Origin of the sequence: Paraglaciecola aquimarina (genome assembly GCF_032464635.1) — a bacterium.
Classification (GTDB): Bacteria; Pseudomonadota; Gammaproteobacteria; order Enterobacterales; family Alteromonadaceae; genus Paraglaciecola; species Paraglaciecola aquimarina.
The window spans coordinates 2,347,236-2,369,335 of sequence record NZ_JAWDIO010000002.1 but is presented as its reverse complement, the minus strand read 5'-3'; the positions used below and the strand labels follow the sequence as shown (position 1 = coordinate 2,369,335).

At 39.8% G+C, this 22,100-nt stretch carries 15 protein-coding genes and 3 pseudogenes; 12 read left to right on the top strand and 6 right to left on the bottom strand.

Translation table 11 applies throughout. From position 1 onward, the window contains the following. Positions 1 to 284 precede the first annotated feature (284 nt). The 5 genes and pseudogenes from RS130_RS11900 to fghA all read left to right on the top strand — a co-directional run bounded on the left by RS130_RS11900 (position 285) and on the right by fghA (position 4,499). Positions 285 to 1,040 (top strand): SDR family NAD(P)-dependent oxidoreductase, encoded by a 756-nt coding sequence (locus RS130_RS11900; RefSeq protein ID WP_316026135.1) that lies wholly within the window; start codon positions 285 to 287, stop codon positions 1,038 to 1,040. Then, positions 1,018 to 1,935 (top strand): amidohydrolase family protein, encoded by a 918-nt coding sequence (locus RS130_RS11895; RefSeq protein WP_316026134.1) that lies wholly within the window; start codon positions 1,018 to 1,020, stop codon positions 1,933 to 1,935. Before RS130_RS11900 ends, RS130_RS11895 begins: the two co-directional genes overlap by 23 nt. Positions 1,936 to 2,151: 216 nt before the next feature. Beyond that, positions 2,152 to 2,484, top strand: a complete 333-nt coding sequence (locus tag RS130_RS11890; RefSeq protein ID WP_316026133.1) for a hypothetical protein — start codon at positions 2,152 to 2,154, stop codon at positions 2,482 to 2,484. Positions 2,485 to 2,526: 42 nt separating this feature from the next. Beyond that, positions 2,527 to 3,644: pseudogene (locus RS130_RS11885) on the top strand (S-(hydroxymethyl)glutathione dehydrogenase/class III alcohol dehydrogenase). Continuing rightward, a pseudogene (fghA, locus tag RS130_RS11880) lies at positions 3,644 to 4,499 on the top strand (S-formylglutathione hydrolase). Before RS130_RS11885 ends, fghA begins: the two co-directional pseudogenes overlap by 1 nt. A gap of 137 nt (positions 4,500 to 4,636) precedes the next feature. On the opposite strand, the gene RS130_RS11875 reads toward fghA, so the two are convergent. The 5 genes from RS130_RS11875 to RS130_RS11855 all read right to left on the bottom strand — a co-directional run bounded on the left by RS130_RS11875 (position 4,637) and on the right by RS130_RS11855 (position 10,125). Continuing rightward, the gene (locus RS130_RS11875) at positions 4,637 to 5,521 is read right to left on the bottom strand and encodes an alpha/beta fold hydrolase (protein ID WP_316026132.1); all 885 of its coding nucleotides are present in this window, start codon (positions 5,519 to 5,521) and stop codon (positions 4,637 to 4,639) included. Between the two features lie 201 nt (positions 5,522 to 5,722). Then, positions 5,723 to 6,289 carry a hypothetical protein gene (locus tag RS130_RS11870; protein ID WP_316026131.1) on the bottom strand — a complete coding sequence of 189 codons (567 nt, stop codon included), beginning with the start codon at positions 6,287 to 6,289 and terminating at the stop codon, positions 5,723 to 5,725. Between the two features lie 106 nt (positions 6,290 to 6,395). Then, positions 6,396 to 6,956: a hypothetical protein gene (locus RS130_RS11865; RefSeq protein WP_316026130.1), complete on the bottom strand. Its 561-nt coding sequence runs from the start codon at positions 6,954 to 6,956 to the stop codon at positions 6,396 to 6,398. Between the two features lie 48 nt (positions 6,957 to 7,004). Continuing rightward, positions 7,005 to 7,766, bottom strand: coding sequence for an outer membrane lipoprotein-sorting protein (locus RS130_RS11860; protein ID WP_428982855.1), 762 nt, complete (start codon positions 7,764 to 7,766; stop codon positions 7,005 to 7,007). 67 nt (positions 7,767 to 7,833) lie between these two features. Further along, complete coding sequence (locus RS130_RS11855) at positions 7,834 to 10,125, bottom strand: efflux RND transporter permease subunit (RefSeq protein ID WP_316026128.1); 2,292 nt, start codon at positions 10,123 to 10,125, stop codon at positions 7,834 to 7,836. Positions 10,126 to 10,353: 228 nt separating this feature from the next. Here RS130_RS11855 and RS130_RS11850 point away from each other — a divergent pair. Next, positions 10,354 to 12,605: pseudogene (locus RS130_RS11850) on the top strand (acyl-CoA dehydrogenase). Positions 12,606 to 12,824: 219 nt separating this feature from the next. Here the strand turns inward: RS130_RS11850 and pssA are convergent. Beyond that, on the bottom strand, positions 12,825 to 13,634 hold the full coding sequence (pssA, locus tag RS130_RS11845; protein WP_316026127.1) for a CDP-diacylglycerol--serine O-phosphatidyltransferase: 810 nt from the start codon (positions 13,632 to 13,634) through the stop codon (positions 12,825 to 12,827). 665 nt (positions 13,635 to 14,299) lie between these two features. Between pssA and xdp1 the strand changes: the two genes are divergently transcribed. The 6 genes from xdp1 to RS130_RS11815 all read left to right on the top strand — a co-directional run bounded on the left by xdp1 (position 14,300) and on the right by RS130_RS11815 (position 22,086). Beyond that, positions 14,300 to 15,169 carry an exosortase-dependent surface protein XDP1 gene (gene xdp1, locus RS130_RS11840; protein ID WP_316026126.1) on the top strand — a complete coding sequence of 290 codons (870 nt, stop codon included), beginning with the start codon at positions 14,300 to 14,302 and terminating at the stop codon, positions 15,167 to 15,169. 45 nt (positions 15,170 to 15,214) lie between these two features. Next, a complete protein-coding gene (gene prsT, locus RS130_RS11835) occupies positions 15,215 to 18,076 on the top strand; it encodes an XrtA/PEP-CTERM system TPR-repeat protein PrsT (protein ID WP_316026125.1) in 2,862 nt (953 codons plus the stop codon). Positions 18,077 to 18,383: 307 nt separating this feature from the next. After that, the gene (locus RS130_RS11830) at positions 18,384 to 18,761 is read left to right on the top strand and encodes a hypothetical protein (protein ID WP_316026124.1); all 378 of its coding nucleotides are present in this window, start codon (positions 18,384 to 18,386) and stop codon (positions 18,759 to 18,761) included. A 10-nt stretch (positions 18,762 to 18,771) separates the two neighbouring features. Further along, positions 18,772 to 19,176: a hypothetical protein gene (locus tag RS130_RS11825; protein ID WP_316026123.1), complete on the top strand. Its 405-nt coding sequence runs from the start codon at positions 18,772 to 18,774 to the stop codon at positions 19,174 to 19,176. 122 nt (positions 19,177 to 19,298) lie between these two features. Further along, positions 19,299 to 21,455, top strand: coding sequence for a tetratricopeptide repeat protein (locus RS130_RS11820; protein ID WP_316026122.1), 2,157 nt, complete (start codon positions 19,299 to 19,301; stop codon positions 21,453 to 21,455). Continuing rightward, the gene (locus RS130_RS11815) at positions 21,436 to 22,086 is read left to right on the top strand and encodes a tetratricopeptide repeat protein (protein WP_316026121.1); all 651 of its coding nucleotides are present in this window, start codon (positions 21,436 to 21,438) and stop codon (positions 22,084 to 22,086) included. The genes RS130_RS11820 and RS130_RS11815 overlap by 20 nt, the downstream gene beginning before the upstream one ends. Positions 22,087 to 22,100: the final 14 nt, after the last annotated feature.

The following is a 22,100-nucleotide window of genomic DNA, read 5'->3' as shown; positions in this document are numbered from 1 at the left end:
ATTCTCACTTACTATAAACGACTAACACATCAATGCGCAGAACATTGATACACAACCTTACCCTAACCACCCCAACACATCGCCTTCAACCGACTAAGCTTACACACATTGACCTTATCTCAGTCATTTTGAGAGCCGCTGAAACAGCAATATTGAGGTCACATGGATATGAAATATTAGACTAGGATAATACAGGTTTTACGCTCATCTGTAATGAAATTTAACCCTTGGTCAACGCTTAGTTATGTTTTACCCTAGCTGCAAACCAACTGAATACAACAAACATGACTCAACAAACATCTAAACCTGTATGTATTGTCACAGGTGGCAGCTTTGGTATAGGCCAAGCGATATGTGACAAATTCAATCGACAACACCATCAAGTGATTAATTTAGATATCGCTCATAATCCACAACAATCCAAAGAAATACAGTGGTTCAAGTGCGATATGAAAAGTTCAGCGAGTGTCAAACAACTGATCGAACAGGTGATTGTTCGGTATGGTAGAGTCGACACGTTAATATCCAATGCTGGAATACACTTGTCAGCCACTATCGAAGAAACGACTGAAGCCCAATTCGACGAGCTATTTGCGTTAAATGTGAAAGGAGCGATTAGTGCAACGAAAGCCGTTTTGCCAACCATGAAAGTGCAAAATAATGGCGTCATTTTGTATATGGCGTCTGAACAAGCGTTAGTTGCCAAAACTAACTCTTTTGCCTACAACATGAGTAAAGCGGCCCTCGCCTCTATGGCAAAAACAACCGCTTTAGATTATGCAAAGTATCAAATCAGAGCGAACGCAATTTGCCAAGGCACAATTGAAACACCTCTGTACCATCAAGCCATTGACAAATATGTGGCTAGTTCTGGCGCAGATAAAAATCAAGTGCATGCAGAAGAAGCAGCTCTGCAACCAATTGGTCGTTTAGGCCAAGCAGACGAAGTCGCAGCATTAGCGTATTTTCTGGCCAGTGACGATGCAAAATTTATTACTGGCAGTTTGCAAGTTATTGATGGCGGTTACACGACCCAATGATGACGCCAAATTAATGAGTCCCCATTTACATAAAATAATTGATCCTCATTTACACTTTTTTGCATTGCATGAAGGCGATTATGCTTGGTTAAAGCCAGACAACCCACCTTCTTGGCCTGACAAGCAAAAGATCAATCGGACCTATGTGCAACAAGATTTAGTGTTACCTTCAAATGTAGCATTAGCGGGCTTAGTGCATATTGAAGCTGGCTTTGACAACCAACACCCTTGGAAAGAAATTGACTGGTTGGAACACCATTGTACTCTGCCCTTCAAAAGTGTGGCCTTTGCAGATTTAACATCCCGCCATTTTAGCCAACAAATAGCGCAACTAACACAGCGAGAAAGCGTAGTAGGCATTCGTCACATTTTAGACCAGCAGGCCCATGAAATTTTGACCTCGGATACCATCCAGCAGCACTTCAAATTGCTACAAGACTATCAACTGAGTTTTGACGCACAACTTAGTGTGGAGAATAAAAATGGGTGCGACGCGCTTCTCAAGCTGGCACAGCAATACCCTAGCGTGAAGATTATACTCAATCACGGTGGCTGGCCGCCAGACGTAACCTCCCAGCAACGTTACCGAAGCTGGCAAGCTAACCTAAAGCAATTAGCAACCTGTGAAAATGTTGCGCTCAAACTTTCAGCTTGGGAAATGCTACAAGCGGGGTCGACTGATTTATTGGATCAGATACTAGCGGTGAGTTTACACACTTTCGGACAACATAGAGTAATGTTGGCCAGTAACTTTCCTGTGTGTTTATTGGCCAGTAGTTATACGCAGTTATGGAACAAGTATTTACTGCTTATTCCAACTGTAGGGTTAGATTGTTGGCAAAACATCAGCTACCAGAATGCCCTGAATTGGTATCGACTTGATTGCTCTGTTTAAGCGTAATAACAATGCCATCAAATACATCTACACTCAGCAATAATTCATTGCAATTAGGATAAATTTAGCTTGGCCAATTGCTATCCCACATGACCATGTTTACTATTGTCTACAACCTAGATAATGAGAGAGTGACAATTGCGCAATTTTCCAAGATTCATTGCCCTAGGCACTATCATTTTAATAACATCCTGTTCTAGCGCACAGCCGCCGATTATGACAAATGAAAGATTTGACAGCCGGATCAGTCCTGCGGGGATCACCGAATTTGCCTACGGAATTTCTTGGAGACATACCTCTCAAGCCTCTTTAGGTGAGTTATCAGAGAGTCAAGCTAGATCGAAAAGTAGAAATAGATACCAAGAATCGAATCAGCAAAGCGCCTTGTCTTTACGAGCAGATAATCAAACCAAACTAGCCTTAGAAGATAAGGCCGTTGAGGGTTTAAAGCAAAAGCTACGCAAAGAAAGTCTCTGTCCCAAAGGATATGACATTAGCGATGTCTCATGGAAAGCTGACAATATTCGACTACTAGGCTTTTGCCATTAAACTAAAAGCAGTCACCATTTAGCACAAAAGTAAGGAATGAATGTGAAAACAATCAAAACAAGAGCAGCTGTAGCATGGGCAGCCGGTGAACCACTCAAAATTGAAGAAGTAGATTTAGCAGCACCGCAAAAAGGCGAAGTATTAGTTCGCATTGTGGCCACTGGCGTTTGTCACACCGACGCTTACACGTTATCTGGGGATGATCCCGAAGGACTATTTCCCGCTATTTTAGGCCATGAAGGGGCCGGCATCGTTGAAGCCGTGGGCGAAGGCGTGACGTTGGTTGAAGTAGGCGATCATGTTATTCCTTTGTACACCCCGAATGTGGCAAATGTGACTATTGCTTGTCTGGCAAAACAAACCTTTGTCAAGCTATTCGAAGCACTCAAGGTAAAGGTGTGATGCCAGACGGCACCAGTCGTTTTTCAATTAACGGCCAACCTATTTATCATTATATGGGTACCTCAACATTTGCAGAGCATACTGTGGTTCCCGAAATAGCATTGGCTAAAATCCCCAAGGATGCGCCACTAGAAAAGGTTTGTTTGCTAGGCTGTGGGGTAACGACTGGTATGGGCGCGGTAACCAATGCGGCCAAAGTTCAAGCTGGAGATACTGTGGCTGTATTTGGCTTGGGCGGAATCGGTTTATCAGTTTTAATTGGCGCCAAAATGGCAAAAGCAGGACGCATCATTGCCATTGATGTAAATGAAGACAAATTTGCCACGGCCAAAGAACTAGGTGCCACCGATGTGGTCAATCCAAAGAATTTTGATAAGCCTATACAAGATGTGATTGTTGAAATGACCGACGGTGGCGTTGACTTTTCTTTCGAGTGTATTGGTAACGTGAATGTCATGCGCTCAGCGTTAGAGTGTTGCCACAAAGGCTGGGGGGAATCGGTCATTATTGGTGTAGCTGGCGCCGGACAAGAAATATCCACTCGCCCATTTCAATTAGTGACAGGCCGTGTTTGGCGAGGGACCGCATTTGGCGGAGTGAAAGGCCGCAGCCAATTACCTGACTACGTACAAAGATATATGAATGGCGAGTTTGAATTAGATACGTTTATTACTCATACCATGCCACTGGAAGACATTAACAGCGCTTTTGATTTAATGCATGAAGGCAAATCAATTCGTACAGTGGTGCACTTTTAATGTCTAGCGCTAACGAACTTGCAGAGCTTAGCGCCAATAAATGTTTTGGCGGCTGGCAAAAACGATTTAGCCATAAATCTAAAGTATTGAATTGTAATATGCGTTTCAGTGTATTTATTCCCCCGGTTGTAAACCCAGACGCGAAACTGCCGGCTCTTTATTGGTTAAGTGGTTTAACCTGTACTGACGAGAACTTTGTCACTAAAGCTGGAGCACAAAGAGTGGCCGCTGAGCTAGGCATAATGTTAATCATGCCCGACACCAGCCCACGGGGCGATAACGTACCTGAGGCGGCAGATGGTGCCTATGACTTAGGACTAGGGGCTGGATTTTATCTAAACGCAACTCAGGAACCTTGGATAAAACACTATCAGATGTACGACTATATTGTTGACGAGTTACCTGCTCTCATAAGCAAAGAATTTAAAATAAAAGACAAAGCAGCCATTGCGGGACACTCAATGGGGGGCATGGTGCGTTAACAATTGCCCTGTCCAATATTAAGCGGTATTGCTCGGTGTCGGCATTTTCCCTATTGTCAACCCAACTGATTGTCAGTGGGGTCAAAAAGCGTTTAGTCATTATTTAGGTGACAACAAAAGTGAATGGGAAGACTACGATAGTTGCGCGCTAATGCGTCAACAAGGGAGTTTTTTACATATTCCTATGTTGGTTGACCAAGGACTAGACGACAATTTTTATCATGCCCAAAAGCTAACTAAACCATTAGAAGAGGTGGCCAAGGAAATAGGCTATGAAGCTAACTTTAGATATCACTCAGGCTACGATCATAGTTACTTTTTTATTGCCAGTTTAATAGAGGACCATTTAAGGTTTCACGCCAAGTATCTATAAAAATCAATGATGTTGCGGCTTGTGATGAAAGTTTAACTGGTAATTATAGATTGAATTGGATGGCTAAAGTAGATGCTTTGGCCAAGCCTTAATATGAGCCACAAGAGGGAAAACTACAGATGTGCTCAAAGGCAATATTACTCTTGATGAGCAGGTGCAGCTAAAAATGCAGCAATATCTGTTGCCACACGTTTAGCATCTTCAATCATTGGTAGATGGCCTAAATCTTCATATATGCGCGTGCACCCTGTGAGCATTGTTTTCCATTGTTGATAATCATCAATGGGCAATAACTTATCATTCAGTCCCCAAATCAACATAGTATTCGAAAACACGAACCTGTGACAGGCCGGGAAAAAATCATCAAGGGTATAGAATTGTTCAAACATACGCGCATGCTGAACACTTTTTCGGATGTATTCTTGTGCCAGTACCCGCAAAATGAACTTTGGAATAAAAGGTGGCCTTGCCATTAAGAGCTTATAAAACGCCATAAAATCTTTTTCGCTACACTGTTCAAACATATTAATATGCTTGTCCAGCTCTTGCATAACATAGGTAGATCTAGCGCCAGCGGGGTCCATCAAAACACATTTATGGATCCTCTGGGGAATGCTCTCAATCAATTTTGCCGCTATCATTCCGCCCATTGAATTTCCTATCACACTGAACTGGTGGACATTAAGTAAATCTAAGAACTTAATCACCATTACACATTGTGAAGGCACGGAATAATAATCATTTTCACGATAAGGCGTTTCACCATGGCCTTTTAGATCGGGGATAAGTAATTGGTGTTTAGACGATAAATATTTAGCTAACTTGTTCCATACATACTTATCCCCGCTAAATCCATGGAGTAAGAGTAATATGGGTTTGTCTGTATTAAAGGTTTTGACATTGCTTAAATAGGTAACCGCTAAGCCATCAACCAATATTTGATGTTTGGATAACTTCGCTAATTTGGCCTCAACAACATTGATACCAACATAAAGCCCTTTAGCGATAGACATTTTACTCATTTAACAGACCAACATAATCGTTAGTAAAAATAAAAAGATATGGATGAATCAATACACCCTTCGTTTATTATTATCCGTAAGTGTCAGCTAACTTTGCAAAAATCTCCATTTATCAATACACGCTGCAACCGTTAGTCTAGCATCTTTCAGTAAGAATGAGCCTTATACCTGATGCAAAAAACGGCCACTACCTAGCAAACATTAAAAATAATACTCTAAACTGAATTGAATATAATCATCTCGACGCACTAAATATGAGGGTTCAAGCGGTTCATCGCTAGAAAAATACCAAGCGTCAATATACCACTTCCAATGGTCAGATAAACGACTGGAGGCTTCTATAAAGCCTGAACGTACATTTGAGTGATCCAAGTCTTGCACGACGCCGACTAGTATTTCCGTACCGTCCATATCATTAAACACAATGCGCGTGCCGGCCATTAAATCATTTTGTGCCGTGGTGGTGGCCAATTCATCGCGATCATCAAATTGATACTCGAGCAATACATTGACATCAAACACGCTGTCAAACACACCCACCAACGGATATTCAAAACCAGCCACTAGTGCAAAGTAGTCATCTTGTGCAAAAAATACAGGGTTACCTTCTACTGTCGCTGAATAGTTATTCGCCAGTACTGTTTTTTGCACACCTTCAAATTTAACAATCCAGTCCTCTACCAACACTAGCAAGTCAACACCAATCTGTGTCATTTGAGGATAGAAGGGTCGAATACTCAGTTCACCCTCCGTATTGGCTAGAGGCACATAAAGAGGCTCCCGTGAGGTACCGTCAAAATACGACAGCCCTACCTCCCAATCATCAATTGAATGTTGCCATCTAACAGCCCAATCTAGATGCTTTTCTTTATCTTTAGACTCGTAGATCGGGTTTTCGGTATCTGCGGCTACTGCCGCCCGAAAGCGACCTTAGCTCTCCGGGCAGTGTTCTTTCACGAAAATAAGGCAGAGCAAAAAAAGTTGTCGTTCCCCAATCTTTATACATTGAGAAAGAGACCATAGGCTGGCCTAGCTTGTCTTCGCCATCTATGGCTTCAATTCCGTCTGTTTGATTAATAATATCAACTAAATGTACAGATTCTGTCTGCCCCCAAAAAACCTTACCTATGCCCGCTTGAATTTCCCAATCATCTCCTAAATGAGTCCACTTAAACTCTCTAATATCGCCATGGGTACGTTCATTATCGCTTTGATCAATTCGGTAAAAACCTTTAAATAAAATACTGTCATCGCCATCGTTAAAGGCATGAAATAATTCTGGTGAAAAATAAACCGAGGTATTATTACTTTGTTGTGGGGTATCTAAAGGTTCTTGTAAAAAGTCCCGCATTTCAATACCAGCCGTACCATTGAACTGAACCTGAGCCAATACAAAACTAGGCACTAACGCGATAATTGCAATTATTTTTTTCAATTTATTTCCTTACAGCACCGCAACAAATAACCCACAGAGCACATCTTACTATCGACGATTCTTCATACTATTTTGCTTAAAATCACTTTCATCAAGGCCTGTTTTAAATTGTAATTCTTGCGTAAGCAAAGCAGTACTTTTACCGTTTTGTTTATTGACAACTTCAACTCGCATTGGTCGCCAAAACTTATCTAAATATAATTTATAGTCGTAATTAATAAGTTCCTTCAACAAACTATTTTTACGATCATAGAACTCTATTTTAAGGGCTCTATAATGTACTTTATCCACCCATAAAATTTGTTTTGAATAACCAGAGTTTTCATCTGTAGGTATTTGTTCTAATACAAAACAACTTTGTCCGTCGTATTCTTCATCTCGTAGATACTTAAATTCATATTTTTCTAGCTCAAATGAACTCATATCTTCAAAGGAAAACTCACTGCCCATAAAAGGCCCAGACTTATTTTTCGAGCGAATACGTTTCACTCGACTCAACTTAGGAAGATACATCCACTGATCATCGGGTTCTAAAGCATGAGAAAACGTTAAGAACACTGTGCCTTTAACATCCAAAGGTTGATCAAATATGGTCAGCGCTTTATCGCCATCATCTTGTATTTCTAAAGATTCCATACGCATTTTTCGTTCAACCTCATCGCCACTAGCATTGCGTAAAATCATGCTCATTTTAGCAGTCGTATCACCCCACCCCTTGTCTCGAGCCTTGCGCTCTTTGGCTATTTCTAAGCCTCTTTCGGCAGACTCTTGGCCATAGGCATAACCAACGGTTAAACTACATGCTAACATTGCAGAAAATAATTGAAGCACGACTTTACGAAGCTTACATGAGGTCAAATTTGTCTGTTCCATTTCACTATTCCTGCTTAGTTTTTTTATCAAACACCATTAAAAATGGTGGTAAAAAGAAGAAATCAACGGCTAATGCCACCAAAATGATAATACTGGTTAACATACCCATTTCTGAGTTAAGGGCAAATGGTGACAGCATCAGAATAGAAAATCCAGTAGCCAATACTAATGTTGTTACCCAAAGCGCTCGCCCGACACTTGCAAAGGCATAGCGTACACTGCCCTCTGCATCTTCACCTTTGGAACGAGCATGACGATACTTACTCAAAAAATGAACCGTATCATCAACAATAATGCCAAGTGTCATACTTAACACAATTGACAACCCTAGATTAACTTGCCCAGAGTAAATTCCCCAAATCCCAAAACCTATACATGCCGGCAATAAGTTGGGTAATAAACTAATCACCCCTAGCTTTAACGATTTTAAAGCAAAAATAAGTAAAATCGAAATCAACAATAATGCAATGACTGTACCTTCTAGCATGCTAGCCATATTCATCTCACTGATGTGGGCAAACATCAACCCAGGACTGGCAGCGGTAAGGCGAAGATGTCCAGCATTGGCACTAAACCAATCTTGTGCTCTGGTTTCTAACGAAGTGAGCTCTCTGCTGCCAAGATTTTGCACCATAACAACTATCCGCGTTGCGGATTTATTCAGATCAAGTTGATTATTCAAATCCAAACCATATGGCAGAGACATCTCGTACAACAACATCAATTGAGCAGCCATTTCTTTGTTAGTGGGCAAGGTATAGAAGCTTGCATCGTCTTCATGCATATTTTTATTTAAACGCTTATAAACGTCTGTCACAGTAGAAACATGATCGACCTCTGGCTGCTCTAACAACCAATTGCTGAACTGCTCGATAATGAGTAAATTCTCTGGGTCATTCACCCCTGAATCTTGATTGGTAAAAATAGCAAAATCAATATTTATCATACCACTCACATTTTCTTGCTGAAAATCGGTAGCTTGTCTAAAAGAGGTACTTTCATGAAAATAGGCAGTGGGGACATCATCAAGCTGATTTTTAAAAGAAAACCCTACGGCTAAAAGGGTCACAACAGCAGTAAGCGGTAAAATGGGCTTATGATGCGCAATCACCCATTCACCAAGCTTTTCTATCATTCCGATTTGCTCAACTTGTTGTTTCGGTCGAACCGACAAAGGCAGTAGCATAATCATAGCGGGCAAAAGTGTTAGCGAAAACAAACAGGCAAATACTACCCCAATCGCCGTTAAGTTCCCCAAATCTGCTAATATTGGCACCGCGGCAAAGTTTAGTGTTAAAAATCCAATACCGGTTGTTACACTGGTTATTATTATCGGTAACCAATTTAATTGTAAACTTTCTAGCAGCGCGTCTTTTTTAGTTTTACCTTGTCGCATACTGTATAGCATGGAGGAAATAACATGCACACAATCTGCTACAGCTAGTGTCATTACCATAGTCGGAACATTCACTGTTGCAGTACTCAAATACATGCCCGCCCATCCCGCTAGTCCCATAGTGGCAGCAATACTAGCAATAATAATAATCAACGTTGTGATGGTACCAATTATCGTTCTAAGCAAAATCCACATAATGATAATGATGGCGAGAAACATTAATGGCACTATGGTTTTAAAGTCATGTTCGGCAAATGATGAAAAAGAATAGTTCATGAATACCATGCCAGTATGATGGAATTCATAATCGGGATGCTCTGCTTTATACTGCGCGGTCATCTCTTCAACGTAATGCGCGATTGTTGTAACTTCTGCGGTTTGATCACCGTCAGGTAAGTTTACTGAAATATTGATAACGGCAACGTTACCTTTTGATGAAACCAAGCGATTAACCAAGTTAGGTTCATTCAGGGCAATCTCTCGAATATTGGTAAGGTCGTCAGCTTCCAGATTACTAGGATCTTCAACTAAATCCTCTACTATCAAATCATCAAATTCAGACCAAGTATGTTGAAAATTACTGATTGAATCGATTCGACTTGAGAATGGGGTTTGCTCGGCTTGCTCTGTTAACGATTTTATTAAGGATAACGATTCAACTGAAAACACATTACCAGACTTAGGTGCAACAATAATACTGACACCATCATTCTTGCTAAACATGTCTTGCATTTGGTTGAACGCCATTAGCTGTGGATTATTGTCTTCAAAGAAAACTTTATAATCCCCTCTAAAGTAAAGGTTTTTCGCCCCAAAGGCGGAAGTCAAAATAAGCAGAAAACCAATAAATAACACAGTTTTCGGACGTCCAATTGCCATACTTAACCAAGATCCGCTCACTATATACTCCAAATTTTAAGACGTTTATGAATTTGCCAATTCAATATAAACATAGGTAACAGCATACTATTTACCGACAATAATTCCTATCGTATTGAATAAACAATGGTTTAACAATTTTCCATTAAAATTTCGGTACATTTAATTAACAAAATGAATAAAGAGTTTTGACCTAAGAAAGAAAAGCAGTATGATAGACAGTAACTGGTCAGATGAGCGGATGAGAAAATGAGTATTAGAACAAGTCTTAAAAAAGTATTACCTCCTATTTCAATTACAGAACAAGAAGCATTGGAAGCGGGAGATGTATGGTTAGAATCGTCGATTTATCAGGGTAAACCTGACATGCAAGCGCTTAGGGCTATCCCTAAAGCCACGTTGACTGCTGACGAACAAGCTTTCATGGACGGTCCTCTGGCAACGTTACTAACCATGATTGACGATTTTGATTTGCACAACAGTAAACATATTCCAAAGCACTTATTGGATTTTTTAGCTGCGAACAAATTTTTTGCCTTAATCATTCCTAAAGCGTTTGGCGGCTTAGCTTTCTCAGCCTATGCGAACTCAACCATTGTGGCCACAATTGCGGTAAAAAGTAGTGCGCTAGCCGTCACAGTAATGGTCCCTAATTCTTTAGGGCCGGGGGAGTTATTAATGCACTATGGTACCCCAGAGCAACAACAGCAATGGTTACCAGATCTATCTATAGGAAAAGAAATTCCCTGCTTTGCCTTAACTAGTCCCGAAGCAGGTTCGGATGCAGGTGCTATTCCAGATGCGGCTATAGTCACCAAAGGTAAATGGAACGGCGAAGAGGTCATTGGCTTGTCTGTTACATGGGACAAACGATATATTACCCTAGCCCCCATCGCCACAGTATTGGGCTTAGCGTTTAAAGTATTTGATCCTGAGCATTTATTAGGCGAAGAATTAGAGTTAGGTATTACTTGCGCGCTTATCCCTAAATCTCATCCCGGAGTGCAGCTTGGTAATCGCCACGATCCTATGGGTGCTAGGTTTTATAACGGCACCACTCGTGGTGAAAACGTCTTTATTCCAATGGATTTCATAATCGGCGGCCAAAAAATATTGGCCGTGGTTGGCAGATGTTAGTCAGCTGTTTAGGCGCGGGACGCGGCATATCTCTCCCTGCTATGGGCACGGCTAGCGCACAATCTGCGTTTAAATCTACTGCCCAATACTCATTTGTACGTGAACAATTTGGTGTGCCAATTGGCCGTTTTGAAGGTATACAGGAAAAACTTGCCGATATGGCAGGCAAAACATTCGTCACAGAAGCGATGCGCGTATTAACCACAGAAGGGCTAGGCTTAGGTCTAAAACCATCAGTAGTCACCGCTATGGCTAAATACCATATGACCGAGTTGGGTCGAGAAGTGAATAGTATGGCTATGGATATTCAGGCAGGAAAAGCCATTCAGCGTGGTCCACAAAATACCTTGGCCAGTGGCTATATGTCTCAACCTATTGGTATTACAGTTGAAGGTGCTAATATTTTAACCCGAAGTTTGATGATATTTGGTCAAGGCACCATGCGCTGCCACCCTCATTTAAAAGAAATGGTTGACCTAATCCATAGTGAAGACCAAGCGGCTGACGGTAAGTTTAATAAAGTACTAGGTAAAACTATCGCCTTTAGCGTCAAAAACGCTTTTCGCAGTGTAGCAAAAAGTTACTTACCTTTTGTTCGTGGCGCTGAAACGGCTCTACCTGAAGTGGCTAAATACGAAAAACGAATGAATGCCTTGTCAGCTAAGCTCGCCCCCTTGGCGGACCTATCGTTGCTAGTTTTGGGTGGCGATCTAAAAAAAGCGGAAATGTTATCCGCCCGCTTAGGCGATGTAATGAGCTATTTGTATGCTTCTATGGCTGTCATTCGTTTCTACGAACAAAAAGTGTCTGACAGGAACGAAGCGAAACCTTTCTTTGAATACGCAATTCAATGGTGTTTGCAACAAGGAGAGCAGGCGTTAGTCGACTTTATCGATAACTTTCCAAATATAGCCGCCAGAGGATTAATGCGTGTATTAACCAACACTTATACTCGCTCGGTAAAAGCTATCCCGGATCAGTTAAAGTTAGCGCTATCAAACGCCAGTATGACACAGAGCTCCATTATGTCTGAGTTAACTCACTTGGTAAAACCGGTTACTGGTGATGGGAATGACATCAATCAACAAGCTTTCATGGCAAAACATAAAGTCTTACCACAGCTTAAGAAGATCCAAAAAGCCCTACGCAAAACGCCCGTAGTGCCTTTCATATCTTTTGAGCATGCAATAAATAAATTACAAGAAGCTGGTGAGTTAACAGCCGAAGAAGTTGCCTTGGTCATTGATTACAATGATAAACGTAAGTTGGCCGTACGAGTTGACGAATTCACATTCGACTTAGAATTACTTGATACGGATCAAGCATTGGTTAAGTCGGAAACGAACAAGGTTAACGCCGCTTAGCACTCGAACCATATAAAAATAATACAAAGAGGTAGGGATTAAAAAGCCGATATTAAGTATCGGCTTTCTTTTAATTTAAAAACGCGTTGTTAATCCCAGGCTGATTAGTATAAATAACCTGAGTTCTGGATAAAAAGTATCATTTAACCTAAACACTAGTTTACGCTAAGCAATATCAATATAACTCAATGGCTTATCTAGGATTCAGCTTAAATATAACTATTTAATGTCATCTTTAGCTTCAGTCTCTTCAGCGTTTGTCGCACCTTTAGAAAAGTCTGCGTCATTTTCGTCGGCATCTCCTACTACGTGCTCCAATTTCACTTTATCAACCGTTCTAAACGTATTGATAGGCCCCGCTAGCGCATATAAAGCAAAGACAATGAATAGCACTAATGCTGGTTCAGTTGCGACTACCACAAATACTAACATGATCAACAGCAAAGCCACAAAAGGCACCTTACCACTCAAGTTAATTTCTTTAAATGAATTGTACTTAAAGTTACTGACCATCAACAACCCAGCTAATCCAGTGATTAGGGCAACAATTATCCCATAATCATCGCCATTCACATCATATTCCACTCCAACCCAAATTAGTCCTGCCACTAAGGCTGCAGCAGCTGGACTCGCTAAGCCTTGGAAAAACCTATTATCAGCAATACCGACTTGAGTATTGAACCTAGCCAACCTAAGTGCCGCACCAGCAACATAAATAAACGCGGCTAACCAACCGATTTTACCAAGACCAGACAAGCCCCAGTTGTAAGCGACTAAAGCAGGCGCTACACCAAATGACACCATATCAGCCATAGAGTCGTACTCTGCCCCAAATTCACTTTGGGTATTGGTCATTCGCGCAACACGACCATCAAGACCATCAAAAATCATGGCCACAAAGATTGCGATAGCCGCAGCTTCGAACCTACCATTCATTGAAGAAACAACAGCAAAAAAACCAGAAAATAGCCCTGCCGTAGTTAATAGATTGGGTAATAAATAAATACCACGGCGTTTTTGATCAGTCATTTAAGTCCTCCTAAAGTTTGAGGTCAATATAACACATACCCCTGCCACTTAAAATGCGTGTTTCAGAGGGAAACACCGGGTTGGGACAATGATAGCAGAGGGCTTTTTTTAAACAATCTACATTTCTATTATTCATAAATAACCTGAATCCTGGATAAGCCGAACCTCTCGATAACGCTCTTTTTGTGTCTAGCAGCGTTGGATTGGCTAGCAATAACACGTTATGACGTACGACAATCCGCCTTGCTATACACGAAAAATTTCGTCACCGAGTAAGCCATTAAGTAAAGTGATGTGAATGAATGAATGAATGAATGAATGAATGAATGAATGACTTTAAGCCATTGAATTATAATAACAAATTAAATTCTAACGATACTTTTTACCCAGAACTCAGGTTAAATAGACTCAGCGGCAACGAGAGATACACCTAAAAGGGATGATTTTAAATACCCAAGGTATGTATTGAATACCGCACTTGCTAAAAGTTTACATTATTATCCTGTCTGAAATTAAAAACTAATTGAATTGGCTCAGTCAGTTTTTTTACAGAAACATATGATAATTCAAAGACAAATATATAGACATTTGATTTTATTGTATTTTTATTTTGGCACGGGTAATGCATAACCGTAAATATCATCAACTGTAAAGGTATACAAAATATGAAGTCTTACGGTATTAATAAAGTTCTATTCTTAGGTTTATTATGCGGAATTTTTTCTAACGTCTCTGTTGCAAGCTGTGGCCACTCAAGTAGTGGTAGTAGTTCATCAACTGCAACTTGCGACACGTGGGCTGGTGCAGAAATATACGATATGTATATTGAAGGTACAGGTAAGAACATTGATCAAGGTACCAACGCGTCTAGCGGAACCGTTGTTGTCGATGGGGTTACGATAAAAGTCTCAGCTTGGTCAGATACTTTAGGTAATAATGACGATATTGTTGAAGAAGCTTCAATCGCAGGCCCATGGAGATCGGGTTCAGAAACGGGCTACGGCATTATAAACACCGACGAAGCAAGTTTTGACAACCACTCAAGTGCCCATGCAATCGACAATAAAGGAAGTTGGGCAGATTACGATATGATCTTGTTTTCTTTTTCTGAGGAAGTGTCATTGTCGGGCGCAACATTTAGTTGGTTAGGTGGCAGCGCGTCAACTCAACAAGTATCTGCTGTTGGTCTCAACGACATAAGTGATTTAACCAGTGAGCGCTCTACTTGGAGCAATATTGCTAACTCAGCCGTTGATTCAGGCTCGTTTCAAATTGAAGAGTATAACGACGTCTACGTGTCTGATTTTACAACGACTAAAGCAGCACAATATTGGTTAGTCGGTGCTTACAACTCTGTATTTGGTTATGTCAGTAATTTCAGTGAAAACAATGATGCTTTCAAATTGGCCACAATCGGCTTTAGTAAACAAGTGTCACCAGTTACACCACCTACAGGCGTCAATGGTCCTAGTTCATTAGCCTTATTACTGTTAAGTGGTGGATTAGTTGCTTGGCGTCAACGCAAGTCTAAGTAGTTACTCACAAAAAAATTAGATTCATTAAAAGTAAAAAGGTGGCATATGCCACCTTTTTTATACACACTAGATAGCAAAACAGTATTCAACATAAAATGGTTTAGTATGTTAATTAAATTACTTCCCCTTGCTTTTTTAACTGCGTTTTATCCTCTCACTGGTTTGGCTGACTCACAAAGCGACTATGAGAAGGCGTTAACATCTTATAATGCTGAGGCATATGATGAAGCGTTCATTCATTTAAAAAATAGCTTAAAAGCTGACCCCGATAACTTAGCGTCTAAAGTATTAATGGGAAAAATGTTGCTGGTAAAAGGATATTTATCGGCAGCTGAAGTTGAGTTTTATGAAGCATTACAACAAGGTGCAGATATTAATCTAGTAGCAGAACCTTTAGGTAATGCGCTTCTTTTTCAAAATAAATATCAAGAGGTTTTGGACCTCGATTATGTTGATAAGCTCATCGGCAAAGATAAAATCAAATGGTTACAAATTCAAGCTAGCGCGTGTCTTAGATTAAAAAAGTACGACTGCGCTGAAAAAGCTTATCAAGATAGTTTGACCATCTCTCCCAATCATCAATTGTCGCTAAATGGTCTGGCTTCATTAGCACTATTTTCAAAGCAATTAAGTACCGCCGAACAATACTTAAGTCAAGCTATGGCGATTTCAACTAATAATCCCACTACTTTGCGGCTTAAAGGTCAATTGGCACAAGCAGAAGGAGATCTTGAGCAAGCCATAGAATACTTACAACAGTCACTTAGAATAAAGCGTGATGATACAGTCACCTTACGAAAACTAGCCGACATCTACTTGCAAACCAATGATTTAGATAGTGCTAGTGCTTTCGTTGAAGAAATCATAGAGCAAACCCCAGATGATCCCTTGGCGATTTTATTGAGCACTTGGATTGAAAGTAAAAATAAAACTAAATTAGTCAAAAATGATGGTCTAGATAAACTCAATACAATCATGGCAAGTTTATCACCAGAATTTATCGCGGCACACCCAGAATTGCTCTACATAAGTGGCCTAACGGCGTTCTTTGATGGTAATACCGAGCAAGCTAGCAGTCACTTACAGAAGTACTTATTCAAGGTGCCAACAGATATGCAAGCAGCTATGTTACTGGCTCGTACTTATTTATTAACGCAGCAAAACAAGAAAGCGCTTAGTTTACTGGAAAAAAGGCAAGAGAAATTAATTGAAAACCTAGACTCGGCACTGATGTTAGGTGACTTATTCATAAAATTAAATCAGTCTTTCAAAGCTCAAAGGCTAGTCAGTGATTTAGATAAACGTTATGCCGACGATCCACGATTAGCATTGTTTAAAATAAAACTCATGACGGTTAGAGGAAAGCAAACAGAAGCGTTAGCCATGTTAGATGCTAACCTAGAGCAAAATAAGCGCAATCCCACTTTTTTGTTTACATACAGCATGTTAAAACTTCAAGCAGGATTTCATAGCGACGCGTTAAAAGGGGCGAACTACCTTTTAGCGTTACACCCTCAAGAGCCGTCATTTCTTAACCTCAAAGCGGGTATTTTGATACGCCTTGATAAATTAGATGAAGCAAAAGAGTTTGCAGAAGAGTCCTTAAAACTCGAGCCGACTTTATTTCCGGCTAAATTTAATTTAGCGTCCATCTACAGTCGTAAAGGTGATATGGAAAAGTCTAATCAACTTATCGAAAGTTTATTGGAAACCTCAGCAAAACATACCGAAACTTTATTGTTAAAAGCACATAACTTAGTCGTCATCAAAGATATTGAAAATGCCCTCGAGTTATATTCTGATATCATAGTTATGAATCCTAACAATCAATATGCTAAAGCGCAGTTGGCTAAACTGCACTTCATTCTAGGTAACTATGATGATGCGCTCTACCAAATTGATCGATTGCTATCTGATAATTTCGATAACGCTCAGTACCTTTTATTAAAAGCACAGATACTAGCGAAGCAAAAAAACACCGAAGAGCTAAAAATAACCCTAAATACAATCAAACGTTTTGGCGACTTATCGTTAGACTCACTGATCATACTTAGTCAGTTGCAACGAGATATTGACCAACTTGATGACGCTATTCTATCTTTGCAAAAAGCTGAAGAAATAGCCCCAGAAAATAGCTTTATTACTTTGGATCGAGTCAAACTACTTCTCAGAAAACAAGACTTTAGCCAAGCGAAAACAACATTGGACGGGCTTCAACCTAATAATTTAGCAAACCCAAATTTCTGGCTAATACGTGCTTCGTATGCGAGTAGTCAAAACCTTGCTGCTCAAGCGGTCAAAGATCTAAACCAATCTCTCAGCCTTAATCCTAATTTTCATCAAGCTTTGGTGACATTGTATGACATGAGTCTACAAGGAGTAGCTGAGTCAAACTTTGTGCCTGCGGCAGAAAAAGTAATTGAGAGCAATCCGAATAATGTACTGGCTAAAAATCTATTAGCCCAGTATTTCTATATCCAACAAAATTTTGAACAAGCTACTCAACTTTATTTAGCATTGCTGGACTCTGACAGGTTATTCAATCGTTCTGAAATATTTAATAAGTTAGCGATTATGAGCATTGAGAGCGACTTAGATAAGAGTGCAAGTTACATTCAACAAGCGTTAGCATTAGATGAAAATAGCGCAAAAGTGTTAGATACCTTCGGTTGGATTTTAAATTTACAAGGCAAATATGAAGAAGGCTTAGGGTACTTAAGAAAAGCCTATGCCCGCAACTCAAATGAGCCTGAAATTAAATACCATCTAGGCTTTAGTTTGGCAAAGCTCGGTAGAATCGAAGACGCCAAAGTTGAACTCACCCAAGCTGTGAATATGCAACGACCTTTTTACAATCGAGCTAAAGCCCAAGCTCTTCTGGACCAAATCAATAGTAATTCGAAATAATAAATAAACGGAAATGCAAAAAGATTATGCTTCATGACAAATGAAGCATAATCTCAGTCCGTTATCCAACCGAGTACAAAAAACAAGCTAATATATTGAAAAGGAAAGGAAAATCCTTCCGGTTAAATAATTGCACCAATCAAGCAACGCCACCATAAAATTCTGTCAGAATATTTTACAACAACGACATTAAAAGCACTCAACATAAACGCAAGGCATTGAAAACAATACCAATTTTACATACGGAATGGTAATTGCATTATAAACTCACCATAATTAATATACGTTAATTGCTGTAGGATTAACCATGAAAAATATAACAAAAATCTTATCGGTAGCCATGTCTACTTTATTCTTATCTCAGGCTAACGCAGGTATTCAAGTCATTGATTTTGATACCGCGAGTAACGGCTCAACTATTACCAACGGGCAAATAGTTGATGACGAATATAACGGCGTTGCAATTACCAGTTTTATTAACAGAGGTAGTATCGAAAATAGACAAGTCACGTTTGACACTTTACATAACAGTGTGCAAGACAATGATCTCGAATTCAATCGTACCGATAATGACTACAATAGTGAATTAACTAGAACGGGTACAGATCTAGCAAATTATAACAGTGCATTTAGCTACACCGCTTTAGAAATCGACGGACATAATTTTGGTCCGAGATCCAGGTAATATACTTATCTTGCAAAATGCCAATCGACAATCTGGTTGTACAACAACAAGCTGTACAAACCCAGATGATGAAAATGGCAATCCTGCAGGGTACTTTGAATTTACATTTGATTTCTTAGTCGACATCATTTCCTTAGACACCTTTGATTTTGAAGAGTCAAACTTGCTTACTGCTCAATTTTTTGATGCAGATGACAATGAAATATCAACAGGATATGTTTTCTCTGCCATGGTAGATGGAGGGTTTAAGCGCCAAGATATCGAAATTAACGGCGTTCAACGTCTTGTCTTAAACCTACCAGGTTCAGGTGCAATCGATAATTTAGTGTATCGAACAACAGATGTACCGGCTCCAACAACATTGAGTATTTTTGCTATCGCATTGTTATTTGCTGTAAGACGCGCTAGAAGATAGCCTGTCACTACTGCTCATCATATATAAAAGCGGCTTAGGCCGCTTTTTTATTGTTTTAAAATATTGGTCAGATTGATATCATTTAGTATCTGTCTGCTGCAAAAAAGAAATCCAACCTTCCCATGCAAAGTTTTAGAAATTACATTATTGCTTTTATCCTTATTTTTACGCCAATTCTTGCCATTGCAGATTCTGATTCACACTACGAAAAAGCTTTACAGGCGTATATGAACAAGGACTTCAACGAATCATATGTTCATCTAAAGAATGCGCTAAAAGACAATCCCTCAGATCTCGCTGCTAAGATATTGATGGGTGAAATGTTGTTGATAAACGGCTACTTCAATGAAGCCGTTACCGAGCTAGAAGAAGCTTTAGATATGGGCGCTGATGCAAATTTAGTGTTAAAGCCATATGGAAAATCTCTGATTCTAACGCAAAATTATGAACAAATATTGCGACTCGGGTTCGACAACTTAAGCAATAACAATAAATTCGAACTCCACCTACTTAAGGCAACGGCTTATGCAAGTTTGAATGATCCGCTAAACGGTGAAAAAAGCTACCTATTGGCCTATGCGCTTAAGCCCAACAATATTAGAACCTTGAATAGTTTGACTACCCTGTACTTGAAACAAGAAAAACTATCACAGAGTGCGCAATACCTAGCGCTATCTTTAAAAGTTGATGACCAACATCCGAGTACCTGGCGCTTAAAGGGCATGTTAGAGAAGCAACAAAAGAATAACAGTCAGGCGCTTATGTCATTCGAAAAAGCCTATCAGTTAGATCCAACCGACCCATTTATGTTAAGAGCTTATGCGGATAGTTTATGGGAAGCAAAAGAAACAGCTAAAGCCGAAAATATTATTGACCAGATACTGGAACAAACCCCTGACGACGCATACGCCCTACTGTTAAAAAGCCAAATATTGTCGGTTACCGATAAAACCGAAGAAGCACAACAACTGCTAAATAAATTAGCTCAGGATTTGAGCCTGATCGATGCGCAAAGTGCCTCTTCTAATATATCTCTGCGCTTTGCTAGCGGAATGACCGCCTATCTGACGAAAAACTATGAACAAGCTTTGTCAGATATGATCTATTACACAAATAATTCTAGTTTAGAGATCCATACATTAGGCATTCTAGCTGACACCTATATTAAACTAAAACAAGAGCGTAGCGCCCTGAAATTACTAGAGTCAAATGAAGACTTAGTCATTCAAAATTTAAATATCTCGCTACAATTATGCGACCTATATTTAAGGTCAAATCGGGCTTTCAAATGTGAGTCATTGTCAGATACTTTGAGAGAAAAGTATCCAAATCATCCAAAAATAGACTTCGTCAAAGCTAAGACATTAGTGGCTAGAGGAAAAATAACGCAAGCAATAGCCATATTGGAGTCGATACAAGATCCAGCCTTTCAAAATCAAAAAAAATTAGCCATTGCCCATTTATATTTTCAATCAGAAAACTATCAGGATGCCTATCAAATTGCCCAAGCTTTATTGATAGATTTACCAGAGAATATCGACATATTAAATTTAAATGTCGCCTTATTGATTAAAAAACAAGATTGGTCTGCAGCCCAAAAACTACTTAATAGAATATTTTCTATACAAGCAGACTATGGCCCCGCACTTTATAATCAGGCCAATTTATACGGCGCGTTACACAAATACGCCGATGCCATAAGTATCATGGCAAACCTTGAAGACACTTCAGCGCTGCAAGCTGGCTCTTACCTGTTGTATGCAGACTTACTTATTTCTTCTGGCGACTTATCCACAGCCATCGACAAGCTCAAACATGCCGCTAAATTGAATAAAGAATCAACGCCTATCATTGACAAATTAATCGGCTTGTATATCCGTACAGAAAGATATCAAGAAGCCCTACGTGAAGTAGAAAAATACGCCAAAGTAACCCGCTCAGATGAGAAGTATGTATTGACTAAAGCAGAGTTAATATACAAATTAGGCAAAGTCGAAGAGGCCAAGCACTTACTTAACCAATTGCGTGAACAATGGGCAAACCAGCCACAAAAATTAATGCAGTTAAGCAATGTTCAGCAAAAGACAAAAGATCTACAAGGTGTAGAGACCACTCTTTTGAAGGTTTTGTCATTAGAAAAAAACAAGCACCTAGCCGCTCTAGTTCAACTAAGTACCTTGTATATCGACACATATCGTGTCGTCCAGGCACAAAAGCACTTAACACTAGCCAACAATTATTATCCTAATACCACAGGCAGTGTTAGTCACCCAAGCTAAGTTAGATATTATCAAAGGAAAAAATCAAGACGCTGTAACCTTGCTGTGGTCAGTACTTAATTTAGACACCAATTATTTACCCGCATATTCACAACTATATCAATTAAGTAACCAAGGTTTTGGTACAGAAAAATTTGTCAACCATGTAGAAAAAATACTGATAGCCCAACCAGATCGCTCTACAATGCGAAACCTATTAGCGGACACTTACCTACAAAATGGACAAAGAGATAAAGCTATCTTTCATTATCAGAAACTGCAGCAACTTAAGCATTATCCCAATGCTGCGGCGGTACTTAATAATTTGGCTTTTATGGCGATAGATCAAGACCTTAGCAAAGCCTTAGATTTGGTCAACCAAGGTTTAGCTATAGCGCCCAAATCAGCTAGTCTATTAGATACCAAAGGATGGATTACTGCGCAACAAGGGCAGTATGATCAAGCCTTAGAATTACTTCGCCAAGCCTATTCCACTGACTCAAACGACCCAAGTATTCGTTACCATATAGCTTACACCCTGAATAAGCTTGGCCGCGTTAACGAAGCTAAACTCACATTAGAACAAGCTTTTGATTTAAACATCCCTTTCATTGAAGCCGAAGCAGCGAAATCATTGCAACAATCCTTATAAATCAGTAAGCGTGG